The sequence below is a fragment of the Solibacillus sp. FSL H8-0538 genome, from assembly GCF_038003525.1.
Lineage (GTDB): Bacteria > Bacillota > Bacilli > Bacillales_A > Planococcaceae > JBBOPI01.
In genome coordinates this window covers 2,886,804-2,903,134 of sequence record NZ_JBBOPI010000001.1, presented here as the reverse complement: position 1 = coordinate 2,903,134, position 16,331 = coordinate 2,886,804, and the positions used below count along the sequence as shown (strand labels likewise).

Here is a 16,331-nt window from a genome sequence, read left to right as displayed (position 1 = left end):
CATGGATAAGGAAGCCATAGAAAAGGATTTATTTGAAATTTACAAAGCTTTATATCCTATAATTAATAGTTCTAAACCACAAACATTTTTTAATTCTAAGTTTATAAAAAACTTCAAATATACTCCAGAAGAGGTTCATGAAATACTTTTCGCATCAGAGAGTAAAGAATTAAAAATAGAAAAAAAAGAAGTACTTCGTGATGAAATTGCAAATATTACACAAATAGATGAATTGAGGAGCTATTACTATAATTCGCTGTCTAATTTATTTTCTGATATAGAGGATAGCCAATTTATAAATATGATTACTCTTCCAGAGCTAAAGTATTTATATTCTATTATTTCTAATATTCCTATTCAGAAGCGAAAAACAAAATTAGATATTTATTATATGATTAAAAATTATTTTGATAACGAGGCAAGAACACAGGATATGATTAAAAATTTGTGAGTTATGAAATAAACAATTATGTAATTTCTGGTATGATCTTCGAAAATTCAAATGATACTTTTTAAATTTAATCAGCGATTCTTCTAATGTACAGAAAGAAGAATCGCTGTTTTTTAGGGATTTTTTTGAATAAATAATTTTGATTATAAGTAATGGGATGTTTTAGTAATAATCGTAGTATGATTGCATTTCAGCCCTATACTCTGCTTCCATGTCAGCCAATAATTCATTTTGTGAAGACATCATTGAAGATGCACCTCCGAAGAAATTGTTGACCTCTGTGAAAAACTCATAAATATTCTCAATATCAAAATTAGTTTTTTTATTAAAATAAAAATTAAGATATTTATTAGTTGGGTAGCGAAATTTATCAGATGCTCCATCAAAATCATGAACTTGACATATGTACTTTTCAACATAATCCAAAGTATGATTATCTTCTGAATGAAGAGAGTGTTTAATAATTTCTGGTTTTATATTCTTCCAGAGTTTATTTACATTATGGCTGCAATCTTTCAAAAGTTTCGCTGAAGTTTGAAAGTCTAAATTACATTCTTCAAAAAGAATTTCCTTCATTGATAATTCTAACCCGTTTCTAAATAAATATGTCATCGGGAAAAAGATAGTATAGCCTAAATATTTATTATTTTTATACTCTAAAAATAACAGCTGTGCACATTCAGTATAAGCCCTGATTAGTGGATAAAATCGCTGTCTTTGATAATTGTATCCTATAACGCTTTGAAGGCGATAATTGCCTCCTTCATCTAAAAAAGTAGGTGAGTAATCTTTATATAATTCATCATAAGTAGCAGATTCTTTATAGAAACTATTTAAAATTGAAAATGCCGCTTCTATTTTATTTACAAATGATACTAAATCTATATGGGTTTGTTTAGCAAAGAAAGGTTCAATAAAATATGTTTTAGGGTTCCCTTCGTCTTTTTTGAACTTAATGCTAAATGGATAACGAAAAGAATCCGATTCTTTATCCATGGAATTAATGCTATTAAAATATTCTCTTAACCATTCTACCCTATCTAAATCAATACAATTAATAAATGGAATTATAGATTCAAATAAACCCGATAGATTGTGAAATGTATCTTTAATAAATAATTTTCCTTCTTCAGCATTTTGAATGGATTTAAACCCAATAGCTTTTAAAAGCAATTCGAGAGAATGCCTATATAAGAAAGCTACTGAGAAAAAATAACTGTCCAATTCGCTAATATTTTGATTATTAACCAATTTATCGACAACAATTCTAGCAGATTTTTTGAAATTGCATGCATATTCATAGAAGACTTTATCCATAGTATTATTGTTATGAATCGTGATCTTGTTTTCTAAAGATTTAATAAGTTTCATATTTGGATTCGCATGAGGCCATTTGTATTCAAAAATCATCAGATACTCCTTTATTTTCTATAAGTGTATTAAGGTTTATTAATTTTTGATTCTTATTTGCATCCTCTTTAAAAATTAATAATATTTTATCTTTGTAACTAATACTATCATTGATTTCTTTCAAAAATTCATTGTTATTTAGAAGTGCTTTCAGTCTTTTTTCAGAAAGATTAATAGCTAAGAAAATTCCCTTTTGATAGTTATACTTATTGATAAATTCATCAATTTTTTTAATATCTCTTACCATATCGTTAATATTTAATTCAGGATTTGCCTTTACTTCTATAATTAAATATTGATCATCAAAAGATAATGGATTATGTATTAAAAAGTCGGGATAATATGGTCCGTTAATATTTTTAATTTCGAATAATTCTTCAATTTCTGATGTTACTTGATTTTTTCGAAGCTCTGCTTGAAGAAATACTTGGTTAGTAAGTTGCTTAGTTTCCATTATTTTTCTTGCTTGATGATAAAGTTCGTAACAAAAAACTCTTTCATGGTGCTTACTGAGAAGAGGGATTAACTTTTCTCTTCGAGGATCTTTTTCAAAGACATTATTACCGTTTAACATAGAATCTACCCAATCCTTATTACCATAATAAACATTATTTACTTTATTCAATGCTTGAGTAAAAATCTTTATATAATCAGCAACCTTCATAGAGATTCCTCATTTCGTAATTTTGTATATAAATAATTATATAACATAAATATGGAAAAAAATTATATTTAAGTTATTATTTATAGTGATATACAAAATTCTTTTTTATGTATTTAGATATCATTCCAGAAATTCTTCCTCAATTAAATGTAAAAAGTGAATAGAGGTGTTAATAAAATGGCCTTAGATAATGGTGGAGCATATGCAATAAGAGGATTTAATTTTCAAAAAGCTAGCATTATTAATGTGATAATAGATAATTTTTTAAAAGAAAATTTTACTGTAGTTGTAGAGGGGGAAGATGATTTTGTAATTGAATATATTAATTATAAAGCTTTTGTGCAATGTAAAAATCAAAAATTAAGTGTTTCAAATTTAATTAAATCACAAACGAAAAAGAAAAAAGTCTTCCCATCTATTCTTCAAAAAAACTTAGAGACAGGTACTCCTAACAATCATCATAAAATATTTTTACGAGATTTTATTGAAAAAGAAAAGAAGTTACTAGAAACCAAGACTCCTGGGGATATATGTGAAAGAGTATATATATTAAGTGTTGATCAAAAAAATACTGTAATTCAAACTTTAAAAGGTGATTTGAATGATGTAGAAGCTAGGCTAGATAATTTTAAAATTTATTTTCCACCGTTTCCCAATGAACTTACAGATGTGATTATTTATTTGACTGGAAAATTAAATATTAAAGGGATAAAAATAGATAACAATAAAGGGCGAGAAATTATTGCAGAGCTGTCTTTAATGATTGATCAAAAAAGTGAAATTGTTATAGAAGATGAGGGGCAATTAATATTAAAAGAGCTTTCTCAGGAGTATTTTAAGAAAACCTTGATACAAACAATAGAACTTATAACTTTTGATGATATATTGAATCGATTAACGTTTCCAACAGCATTTATGGCAAAGGTTAAAGGTGAACAATTAAAAATTGAGTTAATGTATAAGAGTTTAAAGAGGGATATTGAAATTTGGTTAGAAGGAATTGATTTTGAATTAAAACCAGATAGAGAAATTATCGATGAAGTTTTGAATCGATTTAAGGGAAAAGCTGAAAATAGTGTTTTAGTAGCTATAACAATAGAAATTATTAGTTCGAAAGGGAGTGAAATGTTTGGAAATACAGCATCTAGTAATTTATGATTTTGTAGATAAAAAAATCAATAAATTTGAATTCACATCTCAGGTGAACTTGTTTGTTAGTAAAGGAAATATTGTTGGTAAATCTAGTTTAATGAAAACTTTGTATTATAGTTTAGGTTATTCAATTAAAATATTTCCAAAAGGTTGGGAAATAGATAATAAAGTAGTCCAAGTCTGTATTTTATTTAATGGAACTGAGTATAAAATTACTAGATTAAAAAATTTATTTTACATTGATGAAGAGAAATCTCCATTAACAGAAATGGAATATTCAGTATGGTTACAAAATAAGATAGGAATTAATATTCTTTCAAAAGAAAAAATGAGCGAAGAATTAAAAAGCGTATATGCAAGTGAGGTTTTGTTACCGTTTTATGTAGATCAAGATAAATCATGGAGTGGTTATATTTTTAAGAATTCATCTGATTCTTATGGTAGATACAGTAATATAGTTAAAGATGTTTTAGAGTATTACATAGGTTTATCTAATGCCGATATTATCGAATTAGAAGTTAAAAAAGCAAATTTGTCGAAAGAAATTTTAACTGCTAATCGGAAATTGAGTTCTTTAATTTTATTAGAATCCCAGCAAAAATATATAGCCACAAATCAAAATAAAGAAATTGATATAAAGTATTATCAAAAACAAATAGAGGAACATCTAAATAAATTTAATGAGATTGGAATAGTAATTGCTGAAAATAATAATAAAGTTTTTACAATCCAAAAGAAGATTGACACTTTGAAATACGATATAAACGAATTGGAAAAATTAGCAGCTAGTTATAAGGAAATACAGACGGAAATAAAATATGAGTGTAAGCATTGTAATTCAAAACTAACATATGAACAGTCTCTAACACGATTAAAAATAAGAAACAATTTATTTGAAATTAATCATCAAGTAGATATAAAACAGAATGAATTAAATAAATTTGAAAATAAATTAGAGTTTCTTATAAACATAAAAGTAGAAAATACTAATTTATATACAAGGCTTAAAGAATCGCTAATTGAATTAGAAAAATCAGCAAATGTAAATCATTATATCGAGTTAGAAACTAATAAAAGATTGGCTCAAAATTATTTATTTACAGAACGAATAATAAAAAATGAAATTTTAACTAAGACAGAAAGAAAAAATGAAATAGCTAAGTCAATTAGTGATAGAAAAAAAACAATCAAAGAAAAATCCATAAAAAGTAAAACTTTGTTTCAGCAATTGAAAAATAAAGCTAATCTTCAGTTGAAAGAAATTAATCTAAATGCGATTGAATATTTCGATTTTAGAGAAATTAAATCGAGTGGTAATGATGCCAATCAAAATATTTTAGCACTATATATTATCTATTTTAATATTATTGTTAGTCATTCTAATTATATATTGCCATTTGGTATGGACTCTTTTATTAAAAATGAAACTTCACAAGAATTTAAATCAGCAATGTTTAAATATGTTGAAAATAACCTTTTTAGTCTTAATAGACAAATATTTTTCTCTATAATAGAAGAGAATTTAAATTACTTAGACTCAGCAATAGAATATAACATTATATTTTTAGAAAAACCAATTTTAGAAGATGTTTCACATAATAATAGAGACTTAGTGAAATGGTTTGATTTTTTATTGTAAGATAGCGAATAAAATTTATATAAGTATACAATATTTCCACTAAATAAAAGGAGTATATTATGAAGGGAATTTCACAAATAGGATCTACTTTAAGTCAACATATTTCTAGAAAAAATTTAATTAAAGTCTACGCTGCATGTCAATGGTGGCTGGGGAAAGAATGGCTTAATCAAGAAAAAGGAACACACCCTATTCAAATAATGTGGCAAAACCCTAATTGGGCTTCAGACACAGAACTATATTTAATTGGCTACTCAATTTTATACTTAAGAAAACAAGGTCATAAGAGAACGGATTTTGATGGAAAAAAAACTGAAATATTAGGAAAACAAATTTCAAATCAAAATGGGTATATTTTCGAACTTTTAGTCAGTACCCTTTTTTCTGAAAATAAATATAAAGTTCAACTACTACCACCTTCAGCTCAAGGTTATGATCTAGATATTACAACTTTAAAAGGCACAGAATTGCAAGTTTCCTGTAAAGTCTGTCTTCCTTCCGACAATTACTACGAATTCGAAACATATTCAAAAGATACCGAGAATAAATTTATTCAGGCTCAAAAAGATTATAATGTTACTGGTTGGACGTTAACCTCACAAGTAAATAGGATAGATTCTTTTCCTACACTGGAACAAATTAAATTTATGTTTGGTGCAAATATAGAAAGATATTTTAAACAACAAGAACCTACTGAATTTATTTGTTCTGATAATTATTATTCTTTCAAACATAGATTACCTACAATACCTGGTACCCAAGGCTACTCACTTAATAATATAAGTTATGATTACACTTCTTTTTTTGATTTTAGTTTGGAAAATGAGCTATCAAGAATTGACCGAATCATAAAAAAAGCGAATGCCAAATTTAAAGATGTCACTAAACTCAATAAGAAAAATATTACTGTTATTAAAATCCCTAGATATCTCGATATAACAAACGTGTGTGAACATTTTTTAAAGCGATTTAAAAATAATTATTCTTCAACTTCAGGAATTATATTTTTACAAAGTCATATTTTATATGATCCAACTAAGGACACATTAATATTAAATACTACTGTGGAAGCTATTTATAATTTAAATGGACAATTCCCTTGGAATTCCAACGAAACTCTAGATTTCGTTATCCCTATTGGAAGTTCCAGTAAGATCTCACCAAAACTTGTGGTTGGAAACAAGAACGAAAAAATAAAAATGACGATGCAAAATAAATATATTTACCAAAATACAGTTGAATCCTATTTAATTAAAAACGCCAATAACATAAGTCCTTCATATGCACCTGGTTTAACTCGGATTTTTGAACTTAATGATGGTGATATAATAAATACGCAAAAAATACCTTTCGATTTAACTTTAATCTAAAAGGGTCCGGTCAGATTTATATGTATTTACAACGTTAAGCGAAAGAAATTTCCCAAACAAAAGTTTGGGAATACACGAAAAAAGCACGAATGTTGTCACATCAACGTTTCGTGCTTTTCTTATCAACAATATTTATGCAGCGTGTTTAAAACGTTGAAACGATTGAATTTGTGCTTACAAAACGTATTCCTCATTCTGTATAAAATCCTGTATATTCTTAGCGTTACAAATCCGCATTTTTCTGAAGAGCTTCTCCTCTTGATCCAAGCCACTTTTAATTTCCCTTAAATCGACCAAAAATCTCATTAGATACATTCAATAACATGCGAATATCATCTTCATCTTTATCTTCCAGTGTATTTATTAAAAGGCTTAAAATCTCATTTCTACTGTTCGGTGAATCAGGTTGTGCTCTTGCTTCGGGTATGAGCACATTCGCTGCATCGACCTGTAGAGCGTCTAATATTTTCGTTAATGTTTGTAACGTAATATTTCTTTCGCCACGTTCAACGTCTGATAAGTAGGGAGCTTGAAAATCGCACATCTCTGCTAATTCATCGATTGTTAGTTTTTGAGCCTTTCTTATTGCCCTAATGTTCATACCTACTCTTTTTGTTAAATTCATTTGAATCACCTCAATTAAAGCCTAATTGAGCTAGAAGAAACATAAAATACTACTTAAATATAAAATATTTAACTTATAAGGTAATTTCGTTTGCTTTATAATATCTTTTAGTATTAAGATGTGAATACCTAATTTAAATGTGCAAATAGCATGAGGTGACCATGTAAGGAGAGAAGTGAAGAGATGGTTAATACAGATAATTTTAATAAGAAGTTCTCAGAGCTTTGTTCTGTAATGAGCAATGATGTATATAAGTATTACTTTTACGGATCAGATGAAGAAATGGATATTGTAATTGATTTTTTAAATCATGGGGATATTGAATATGACATTAAGAGTGGGGAAGTTTCAATTCGCCTAGTGAAGCATTACCAAAAATATGATAGTGATCGATATGATTGGGATGAAAAATTAGACAACTTAAGAAAAGGTGCAATAATAGAAGTTCTAACATACAGTGAAACTTCGAAAATGACCTCGATAATAAAAGATCGGCTAGTAGTAATTGAATGTAACGGTGAAGAAATAGATGCTAAAGTCACTTTATACATCAAGTTCGAAAAATTCTTCAGTGATCTATTAATGTTCTTTTGTAAAACAGGGATGTTGAAGTTAGGTTAAATGCGGCTATTAAAAATATAAATTACTTTGAAAGTTCACTTGCATTAACTTAATGCAAGTGAACTTTTTTTTAATAAATTTAGATGCTAGAATCAAAACTGTACATATTAAATGATTAATATGTACATCGATTTTTTATGTACATATTGATTTAATTGATGATATATTTGGGATTAAAGGGTTTTAATAAAAAAATTGATTATGTACACTTAAAATTATGTTGATATGATGGCATTACAACAATAAAGGCATGTATTGCCCTTTGTTTATCTGCTGGTTATGATACTGGTGATTTTTCTAAGAGCAATAATACACCTGTTCCTTTAAAGTTAGAAAATGTGGAAATATCTAATGATTTTGTAACTGTCCCTAATTACTCAAAAAAATCAACAATTCCAAGAATTATAATAAGAGGAAAATGTGCAGAGTATATAAGAAAATATTATGAGCGTAGAATAAATGCATCTGTTAGTGAAGATGACTTTATCTATGTAATATGGGATAACCGTAATCTTAAATATGACAAAAACCTTTGGAGGCAAAAGCCGAAGCAACCTCACGAATTGTTAAATTATTCACTTAAACATATTTCAGTTCAAATGAATTTAAATAATATCTTAAAAGCAAAACATTTAAAAACGAATATGGTTTACCATTCACTATTAAATTCATCAGGTGCATCACTGCATGGGATTATTGAGGTATTTGGTTTTCCAGAGTTCATCCAAAAAGCTTTTGGAAATTATTGTGAATCAACAAACCATACGATATATTACGGTTTTAACGATTTTTTTAATCAAACTTCATCATTTGAAAATGATAACGAAGAAACCTCCAGTGATGAAGAAGAAAAATTGGAGGATGAACAAGATAAGCTACTACTCCACATTCTTATGAAGCGGCATAGAGACTCCAAAAAGGTGAAAGAAATAAAAAAATGTACAATAATACTTGTCAAATATGTGGAACAAGTTTTACTTTAATAGATTCGATTTCTTATTCGGAAGTCCATCATATACAGCCTCATGGAACAGAGCATAATGGAATGGATGATTTGCCTAATATGATTGCATTATGCCCGAATCATCACACTTTGTTTGACCTTGGTATAATAGCTTTAGACCCAATGAATCCTAAGAGGATTATTCATATTGACGAAAAAAGTGAAATACACAATACAGAATTAAAAGTTCTAGAACATGAATTCTCAAGTGTATGTGTTCGATTTAATTATGAAAACATATTTATTCCATTAAAGCAGAGTTTAAATGTTTAATTTGACTCATTAGAATTTTTTCAATGGGATATTTATTTAAGAAGAATGACCACTCTTAATTTGTGGTCTTCTTTTATTCATCAGAGCAGGAGGGTCTATGGTGAAAAAGTTTGAAAGAAAAGCCAGGGTTTATTCTCGTATTTCAACTATATCGGAAAAGAGTTGAACAGAAGAGCAAACACAGAGGAGGTTCTACAGTTATTGAAGAAATTAAATCGTAAAAGAATTTTATTCTTTTAGCTTAGAAAAGAGCGATACCTTGGTGAATAAATATGTATTAGATACAATGAAATAAACAAAAAATGTGTTTTTTAATTTATTCCACCCAAGTCTTATTGTGTGGAAATTGATATAACATATGATAATAAAGGAAAAGGTTAATTTCACCCAACGGGTTATCTAATATAATGCGTTGAACCGCAAGCAGGTGTAGGATCGGTTCCGTTTGTTGCAATTGCGACAGCGAGTACAGCGCTCGTACGTATTCATGGACGCAATATACATGGCTGGCGCAATATCGGCAATAACGAAAATTGGCGCAAGGTTCGATTTTTATACGATTATAATGAGTCAGAGCTACAAGGTCTTAGCACACAAATTCAGTTTTTACAAAAGCAAGCAAAGGAAGTTTTCGTGCTATTCAATAATAACTCTGGGGGACATGCAACTGCGAATGCGAAAAGCTTACAGCAGATGTTACAGCTAGATTATGAAGGATTATCACCAAAGCAATTAAACATGTTTGAAGGAGAATAGTTGTGGAGTTCATATTTTTATTTGTCATTGCACTATGTTCAGGCGCTGTTGGTGCGCTTGTTGGACTAGGTGGTGGCGTAATTTTAGTGCCAGCAACAATATTTGTAGGCATTAATTTAGGTTATATTCAGGATATGACCCCGCAGAAGGTAGTTGGCTTATCGGTTATTATGATGATTTTTACGGGGCTCGCATCAACTATTTCCTATGTAAAATCAAAAATGGTTGATTTTAAATCAGGCTTTATTTTCTTTGCGGGTAGTGTGCCAGGTACAATAATTGGTGCTTATATTAATAAAGGGCTTGATTTGCCATCATTTAATTTATATTTTGGTCTTTTGTTAATTGTATTAGCAACAATTTTACTCGTGAGGGACCGTTTAAAACCTGTTCAGTGGTTTGTTAAACATGGAACGAAGCGTTTATACGTGGACTCGGCAGGAAAAGAGTTTGTTTACGGCTATCCGATTTGGTTTGCCCTGATGTTAACTTTTTTTGTGGGCATACTTTCAGGACTTTTTGGTATTGGTGGCGGCTCGATGCTTGTACCGGCTATGCTTATTTTATTTTTATTCCCACCACATGTGGCGATTGCGACGTCGATGTTTTTAGTGTTTTTAACAGCACTTGTCAATTCAGCTAGTCATATCTACTTCGGGCATGTGCAGTGGATTTATACGCTACCGGTTATTCCTGCTGCCTATATGGGGGCAAAAATAGGGGCAGAATTGAATAAAAAATTAAATTCTAATACGCTCGTTGTTGTGTTGCGTATTATTTTATTAATAGTAGGAATTCGTTCGATTTTAGATGGATTACTTTAACTTTTGAAAGAGGTGGCCATAGTGCGCGAGAGGATTCATTTTTTTCATACAAATGATTTGCATAGTCATTTTGGGTTTTGGCCACGGATGCAGTCGTTTATAAAAGCGCAGCGAAAAGTTTATGCAACACGAAATGAGCCAAGCTTTTTATTCGATATCGGTGATCATATGGATCGTTCGAATATTTATACAGAGGCGACGCTTGGGCGGGGTAATGTCGAAATCCTAAATGCTGCCCAATATGATGTTGTCACAATTGGCAATAACGAAGGCATTACACTGTCTTACGAAGAGCTACGAACACTTTATGCAGAGGCGGAATTTGAGGTGGTCGTTGCTAATTTACAAGCTTTAGACGGCGAAAATCCTCAGTGGCTCAAGCCTTATACGATCTTAACGACAAAGTTTGGCACGAAAATAGCGGTCATTGGTGCCACAGCTCAATTTGATGCATTTTACCGGGCGCTAAATTGGGAAGTGAGCGAGCCGCGTGCAAAGTTAATCGAACTGGCAATAAGCTTGCGTGACCAAGTAGATATTATTTTATGCTTATCGCATTTAGGTATTACAGAAGATGAGTTACTTGCAAAGGAATGTGCAGCTATAGACGTAATTTTCGGCTCTCATACACATCATATTTTACCTGAAGGCAAGCTAGTGAACGACGTATTACTTACAGGTGGAGGGAAATTTGGCCAATTTATAGGGCATTTGACAATTGAATTTGATCATGATAGCAAGTGCATTGTGGACAAGCTGGATACACTTTACGAAAATGCATTATTGCCTGAAGTAGACGGAGAAACGGCGTGGCTAAATACGCTACATGAACACGCCAAAACATTGCTCGAGCAACCATACTTTACGACGACGAAAACGTATTTTAAAGAATGGTTTCACCGCTCACAGCTATCCAATCTATTCGCCCATGCACTATTAGATTATACGCAGGCTGACTGTGCCATGTTTAATGCGGGTATTTTTGTGGAAGATATGAATAAAGGAGATATTTCCGCTTATGATATTCACAAAATTTTACCACATCCGATAAATACTTGTGTCTTACATTTAACTGGTAGTGAATTAAAAGAAGTATTTTTACAGACGAAAAATGAAGAATGGCCATTGCTTGAAATTAAAGGACTTGGTTTCCGTGGAGTCATCTTCGGTAAGCTATTAACGTACAGCTTCAAGATGAATGACAAACGAGAACTCATTGTAAATGGTCAAGTAGCAGACCCAGAAAAAATATACAAATTGGCAACACTTGATTTATTTACATTTGGTTATTTCTTTCCAAATTTTAAATATGCGAAAAAAGAGTATTTTCTACCATTATTTTTACGTGATATTTTTCGAGAATCGTGTAAAATGAAATTTAAATAACAAATTTTTGGCATTACTTTCATATTTTTAAATTTGTCTTTATAATAATACGTAATGTAGTAGATGGAATGGGGAAAAGTATATAGATGCGACTAATATCAATTAATGTTCTTAAAGCAGGCATGGTAGTTGGTAGGACTATTTGGAATGAAGCTGGTCATCCTTTGTTGCAAAAAGATGCTGTAGTCAGTGAACGTATTATCGATCGATTAAGGCAGTTGAATATACGTTATTTATACATTGAAGATAAAATTTCAACAGGTATTGAAGTAGAGGAAACGGTTTCTCCTGCCAAGCGTATTAAAGCTGTAAAAAATATTACAGATTCATTTATTGCCGTGAAACAAGTGAAGTCGGGTCAAGCATCGTATGTACTTGATCAACAATCAAAGGTAATTGGATCAATCGTTGAAGATTTATTAAATTCGATTTTAGATAGTAAAGAAATTCTAACTGTATTAACGGATGCGTATCTATATGATGAATATTTGTATCAACATTCATTTCAAGTAACGCTTTATTCAATCGCGATTGCAAAAGAAATGGGTTATTCATACGAAGATTTACGGTTAATTGGCATTGGCGCCATGCTGCATGATGTTGGTAAATTACTCATTCCATCAGAGATTTTATTTAAGCCTGGACGTTTAACAACAGAGGAATTTGAGGTCATGAAGCAGCATACACGTTACGGCTTTGATCTACTCAGAAATTTACATTCAGTGTCACTCTTAGTGGCACATTGTGCGTTCCAGCATCACGAACGAATTGATGGTAGTGGTTACCCACGAGGCATTGTTGATTTTGAAATCCATCCTTTTGCCAAAGTTATTGGTGTAGCAGATGTGTTTGATGCAGTTACTTCAAACCGTGTATACCGTGAAAAAATGCTTCCTTCTCAAGGAATTGCTATCATTGAGGGTGGGAGTGGAAAAATTTATGATGCACGTGTTGTCGAGGCTTTAAAACGAAGCATTGTCCATTATCCAAATGGCTGTATTGTTGTTCTATCAGATCTACGCCGCGGAATTGTTTCAAAGCAAAATATGGACAACCCTGCTCGCCCTTGGGTACGTGTTTTTCAAGAAGACGAAACTATGTTAACCGCTACATATGAAATGAGTTTAGCAGAATATCCCGACGTCCAAGTCGAAAAAGTGGAAACAGATTATGTTACATATGTCGAATAGTTAACTCCTTCTTTTCATAAAATATGAAGAGGAGGAGTTTTTTTTGTTTTCTCGTCGAAAAAAGGGGATGCGTTTTAACCGCGTCAAACGTCGGAAATCAAACTGGGCTGTTCTACTTTTTGTGAGCTTGTTAATAATGGTTGTTGCTAGTTTATATATTATTAATATACGACTGATGCCAACGTATTTACAATATGCCGAGGTACAAACATATAAGGTAGCCTCATCTGTAGTAAGTAAGGCCATAGATTCAAGAACATCTCGTGTACTCAACGTGAATGATATTATTGTGGACCTTCCATCCCAATCAACCGATATGATTACGACTAAGTTTAACACTGAAATAATAAACCAAGTGCGTGCGGAAACACAAACACTCGTAAAAGAATATTTAGAGCAGGCAGAAAACGGCGATTTAACCCATTTACCGAACTTGGAAAATGTTGAATATGATGTAGGCAGAATGGAAGCTGGAGATGGAATTGTATTTTTTGTCCCGCTTGGTCAGGCAGCCAATATACCTATTATCGGTAATTTAGGACCGAAAATTCCGATTCGCTTTCATATTATAGGGAATGTTACTAGTAATGTTGAATCTTCCGTTACGGAATTTGGTATAAATAACGCCAAAGTAGAGGTTAATATCCTTCTTAAAGTAAATGTCCAAATTATTGTTCCTTTTGCAAGCAGTTCGGCGACAGTAGAGCAACGTATCCCAGTGGCAATCGGATTAATACGAGGAACTGTCCCACATATTTATACTAATGGTGGTGAAGGCGTGCAACCTTCGTTAGAAGTACCAGTTCCATATGAATAGTTGCCAGTATAGTAAGAATTATTAGTGTGAATTGAAAAGTTTGTTGTTGCGAGTGGTGGAATATGTTACATTGACATCAGTAATGTACCTATTAATGGTCAAATCGAAAGGGCGTAAATTCATGACATCTTGTAAACCGACGAGCAACAAAGGAGAACATGTAAGAAAACCTGATTGGTTAAAAATTAAGTTAAATACGAATGATGAATATAAAGGTTTAAAGAAGCTAATGCGTGAGAAAAATTTGCATACTGTTTGTGAAGAAGCACGCTGTCCAAATATTCATGAATGCTGGGGCGAGCGCCGTACAGCAACGATGATGATTTTAGGTTCGATCTGTACTCGTGCATGTCGTTTTTGTGCGGTTAAAACAGGGTTACCTAATGAATTAGATTTAGCAGAGCCAGAACGTGTAGCAGATTCTGTTGCATTAATGAATTTAAAACATGTCGTAATTACGATGGTTGCACGCGATGATTTGAAAGATGGTGGAGCTGCTGTACTTGCTGAAACTGTCCGTGCAATTCGCCGTAAAAGCCCGTTAACATCGGTGGAAGTATTACCTTCAGATCTAGGTGGTCATGAAGAAAACTTACAAATGTTAATGGATTCAAAGCCGGATATTTTAAACCATAATATTGAAACGGTGCGTCGCTTAACGCCAAGAGTTCGTGCACGTGCAACATATGAGCGTTCACTAGAGTTTTTACGTCGTGCGAAAGAAATGCAACCAACGATTCCAACAAAATCTTCGCTTATGATTGGTCTTGGTGAAACACTGGAAGACATTTATGAAGTAATGGATGATCTGCGTGCAAATAACGTCGACATTATGACGATTGGCCAGTATTTACAGCCATCTAAGAAGCATTTAGCTGTGCAAAAATACTATTCACCGTTAGAGTTTGGCAAGCTGCGTAAAATCGCCATGGAAAAGGGCTTCAGCCATTGTGAGGCAGGCCCGCTTGTACGTAGTAGCTATCATGCTGATGAACAAGTAAATGCAGCTGCGAAGGAAAGACAGGCAAAGGCAGAAGTTTAAAAAATTTTTTCAGTAGATAAGAAAGCATGTCTTTCGTATCTACATAAGTAAGGACATTATCTCGCCCTATATTGGGGGAGATGTGTCTTTCAAAATAATTTATGCAAAATACAAGTGAACAATATTGATTTCATGCGCAATATTGCTTAACATGATGGATAGAAGATAGGTGGTGTCCAGGTGATTATTGCTGAAGGCTATGCATATGAAATCCTTAAAGATGTTCGTGAAGGGTTTAACGAGGAAAGCTTTATCGTCCGTTATTCAGATATTTTAGGGAAATACGATTATATAGTTGGAGACTGGGGCTACGGTCAGCTCCGACTAAAAGGCTTTTTTGACGATAAAAATCAAAAATCGACATTTGATACAAAGATTAGCACACTTGAAGATTATTTATATGAGTATTGTAATTTTGGCTGTGCGTATTTTATTTTACGTAAAACGGGTCGCGCACCAAAAGAGATAGAGGTTCATGTTCCAGAGTTAAGCGAACTGCCGCAACAGGTGGAATAAAAATACCGAACGAAAGTAGCATATTCTACTTCGTTCGGTATTTTTCGTTGTTAAGGAAATTATAAAATTTCGCCATGTGGACAACATTCAAAAAAGTAAATTCAACGTCTAGGCTAAAGCGCCAGCCCCTCGAGGTCGCGGTCTGCCCTCTACCGAAAGTGGTGGAGCGTTTACTTTCGCTTCGGGCTCGCAATCAGTTGTCGGGGCTAAGCAGGCGCTTTAGAGCTTTTGTTCTTCTACGATTAACTTAGTAGTTCGTTTAAGTATTCGCGTAAATCGGCTGCTTCCTCTTCTGTGCGATTGTACACATGTTCAAGATAGCCTGGCTCCTCGACATCGTCTGGGCCAATGATTGCAAAGCGTCCAAACTGAATATCTAATACAAGCACTTTACCAAAAAATCGGCTGCTTTGTAAAATGGCTAAATCATAGCGTTGCGTCTTACCTGCAAAGCTGACAAAGCGTGTTTTTGTGTCTTCTACATCATCATATAAGAAAAATCGTTCCATTTTGCAATGTGCTCCTTCCAGTTCTCTAGAATATGGTACTATATATTAGAAATGACTATCAACTTTTATCAATTGAATGGGGG

17 protein-coding genes and 1 pseudogene are annotated in these 16,331 nt (G+C 32.0%); 14 read left to right on the top strand and 4 right to left on the bottom strand.

What is annotated here, in order from left to right; translation table 11 throughout:
- Position 1 precedes the first annotated feature (1 nt).
- On the top strand, positions 2–451 hold the full coding sequence (locus tag MHH87_RS13910; RefSeq protein ID WP_340749858.1) for a hypothetical protein: 450 nt from the start codon (positions 2–4) through the stop codon (positions 449–451).
- Positions 452–613: 162 nt separating this feature from the next.
- Here MHH87_RS13910 and MHH87_RS13905 read toward each other — a convergent pair whose 3' ends face one another.
- Together MHH87_RS13905 and MHH87_RS13900 are read right to left on the bottom strand one after the other, a co-directional pair.
- Positions 614–1,861, bottom strand: coding sequence for a hypothetical protein (locus MHH87_RS13905; protein ID WP_340749857.1), 1,248 nt, complete (start codon positions 1,859–1,861; stop codon positions 614–616).
- The gene (locus MHH87_RS13900; RefSeq protein WP_340749856.1) at positions 1,851–2,525 is read right to left on the bottom strand and encodes a hypothetical protein; all 675 of its coding nucleotides are present in this window, start codon (positions 2,523–2,525) and stop codon (positions 1,851–1,853) included. Before MHH87_RS13900 ends, MHH87_RS13905 begins: the two co-directional genes overlap by 11 nt.
- A gap of 177 nt (positions 2,526–2,702) precedes the next feature.
- Here MHH87_RS13900 and MHH87_RS13895 point away from each other — a divergent pair, with 177 nt between their 5' ends.
- The 3 genes from MHH87_RS13895 to MHH87_RS13885 are packed head-to-tail and all read left to right on the top strand — an operon-like array spanning position 2,703 to position 6,686.
- Positions 2,703–3,683, top strand: a complete 981-nt coding sequence (locus MHH87_RS13895; protein ID WP_340749855.1) for a dsDNA nuclease domain-containing protein — start codon at positions 2,703–2,705, stop codon at positions 3,681–3,683.
- Complete coding sequence (locus tag MHH87_RS13890) at positions 3,655–5,316, top strand: hypothetical protein (RefSeq protein WP_340749854.1); 1,662 nt, start codon at positions 3,655–3,657, stop codon at positions 5,314–5,316. Before MHH87_RS13895 ends, MHH87_RS13890 begins: the two co-directional genes overlap by 29 nt.
- 59 nt (positions 5,317–5,375) lie before the next feature.
- A complete protein-coding gene (locus tag MHH87_RS13885) occupies positions 5,376–6,686 on the top strand; it encodes a hypothetical protein (protein ID WP_340749853.1) in 1,311 nt (436 codons plus the stop codon).
- Positions 6,687–6,960: 274 nt separating this feature from the next.
- Here MHH87_RS13885 and MHH87_RS13880 read toward each other — a convergent pair whose 3' ends face one another.
- Positions 6,961–7,311, bottom strand: a complete 351-nt coding sequence (locus MHH87_RS13880; RefSeq protein WP_340749852.1) for a helix-turn-helix domain-containing protein — start codon at positions 7,309–7,311, stop codon at positions 6,961–6,963.
- 183 nt (positions 7,312–7,494) lie between these two features.
- Here MHH87_RS13880 and MHH87_RS13875 point away from each other — a divergent pair, with 183 nt between their 5' ends.
- The 10 genes and pseudogenes from MHH87_RS13875 (at position 7,495) to MHH87_RS13835 (ending at position 15,739) form a co-directional block, all read left to right on the top strand.
- On the top strand, positions 7,495–7,932 hold the full coding sequence (locus MHH87_RS13875; RefSeq protein WP_340749851.1) for a hypothetical protein: 438 nt from the start codon (positions 7,495–7,497) through the stop codon (positions 7,930–7,932).
- A gap of 338 nt (positions 7,933–8,270) precedes the next feature.
- Positions 8,271–8,915 carry a hypothetical protein gene (locus tag MHH87_RS13870; protein WP_340749850.1) on the top strand — a complete coding sequence of 215 codons (645 nt, stop codon included), beginning with the start codon at positions 8,271–8,273 and terminating at the stop codon, positions 8,913–8,915.
- Positions 8,870–9,208, top strand: a complete 339-nt coding sequence (locus MHH87_RS18935; protein WP_445683098.1) for an HNH endonuclease — start codon at positions 8,870–8,872, stop codon at positions 9,206–9,208. The genes MHH87_RS13870 and MHH87_RS18935 overlap by 46 nt, the downstream gene beginning before the upstream one ends.
- A 444-nt stretch (positions 9,209–9,652) precedes the next feature.
- A pseudogene (locus MHH87_RS13865) lies at positions 9,653–9,964 on the top strand (DUF72 domain-containing protein); the annotation flags it as partial.
- A gap of 2 nt (positions 9,965–9,966) precedes the next feature.
- Positions 9,967–10,788 carry a sulfite exporter TauE/SafE family protein gene (locus MHH87_RS13860; RefSeq protein WP_340749849.1) on the top strand — a complete coding sequence of 274 codons (822 nt, stop codon included), beginning with the start codon at positions 9,967–9,969 and terminating at the stop codon, positions 10,786–10,788.
- 21 nt (positions 10,789–10,809) lie between these two features.
- A complete protein-coding gene (locus tag MHH87_RS13855; RefSeq protein ID WP_340749848.1) occupies positions 10,810–12,174 on the top strand; it encodes a bifunctional metallophosphatase/5'-nucleotidase in 1,365 nt (454 codons plus the stop codon).
- An 86-nt stretch (positions 12,175–12,260) separates the two neighbouring features.
- Positions 12,261–13,364, top strand: a complete 1,104-nt coding sequence (locus tag MHH87_RS13850) for an HD-GYP domain-containing protein (RefSeq protein WP_340749847.1) — start codon at positions 12,261–12,263, stop codon at positions 13,362–13,364.
- 43 nt (positions 13,365–13,407) lie between these two features.
- The gene (yunB, locus tag MHH87_RS13845; RefSeq protein WP_445683097.1) at positions 13,408–14,181 is read left to right on the top strand and encodes a sporulation protein YunB; all 774 of its coding nucleotides are present in this window, start codon (positions 13,408–13,410) and stop codon (positions 14,179–14,181) included.
- A 121-nt stretch (positions 14,182–14,302) separates the two neighbouring features.
- Entirely contained in the window at positions 14,303–15,223 is a 921-nt protein-coding gene (gene lipA, locus MHH87_RS13840) for a lipoyl synthase (protein ID WP_340749846.1), read from the top strand.
- Between the two features lie 180 nt (positions 15,224–15,403).
- Complete coding sequence (locus MHH87_RS13835) at positions 15,404–15,739, top strand: YutD family protein (protein ID WP_340749845.1); 336 nt, start codon at positions 15,404–15,406, stop codon at positions 15,737–15,739.
- A 242-nt stretch (positions 15,740–15,981) separates the two neighbouring features.
- Here MHH87_RS13835 and MHH87_RS13830 read toward each other — a convergent pair whose 3' ends face one another.
- The gene (locus MHH87_RS13830; RefSeq protein ID WP_340749844.1) at positions 15,982–16,248 is read right to left on the bottom strand and encodes a DUF3055 domain-containing protein; all 267 of its coding nucleotides are present in this window, start codon (positions 16,246–16,248) and stop codon (positions 15,982–15,984) included.
- Positions 16,249–16,331 lie beyond the last annotated feature (83 nt).

Excerpts from the sequence above, each read along its gene's own strand:
- MHH87_RS13910 (WP_340749858.1), top strand. The coding sequence starts at position 2 with ATGGATAAGGAAGCCATAGAAAAGGATTTATTTGAAATTTACAAAGCT.
- MHH87_RS13895 (WP_340749855.1), top strand. The coding sequence starts at position 2,703 with ATGGCCTTAGATAATGGTGGAGCATATGCAATAAGAGGATTTAATTTT.
- MHH87_RS18935 (WP_445683098.1), top strand. The coding sequence starts at position 8,870 with ATGTACAATAATACTTGTCAAATATGTGGAACAAGTTTTACTTTAATA.
- MHH87_RS13830 (WP_340749844.1), bottom strand. The coding sequence starts at position 16,248 with ATGGAACGATTTTTCTTATATGATGATGTAGAAGACACAAAAACACGC.
- MHH87_RS13875 (WP_340749851.1), top strand. The coding sequence starts at position 7,495 with ATGGTTAATACAGATAATTTTAATAAGAAGTTCTCAGAGCTTTGTTCT.
- lipA (WP_340749846.1), top strand. The coding sequence starts at position 14,303 with ATGACATCTTGTAAACCGACGAGCAACAAAGGAGAACATGTAAGAAAA.
- MHH87_RS13885 (WP_340749853.1), top strand. The coding sequence starts at position 5,376 with ATGAAGGGAATTTCACAAATAGGATCTACTTTAAGTCAACATATTTCT.
- MHH87_RS13880 (WP_340749852.1), bottom strand. The coding sequence starts at position 7,311 with ATGAATTTAACAAAAAGAGTAGGTATGAACATTAGGGCAATAAGAAAG.
- MHH87_RS13905 (WP_340749857.1), bottom strand. The coding sequence starts at position 1,861 with ATGATTTTTGAATACAAATGGCCTCATGCGAATCCAAATATGAAACTT.
- MHH87_RS13900 (WP_340749856.1), bottom strand. The coding sequence starts at position 2,525 with ATGAAGGTTGCTGATTATATAAAGATTTTTACTCAAGCATTGAATAAA.
- MHH87_RS13850 (WP_340749847.1), top strand. The coding sequence starts at position 12,261 with ATGCGACTAATATCAATTAATGTTCTTAAAGCAGGCATGGTAGTTGGT.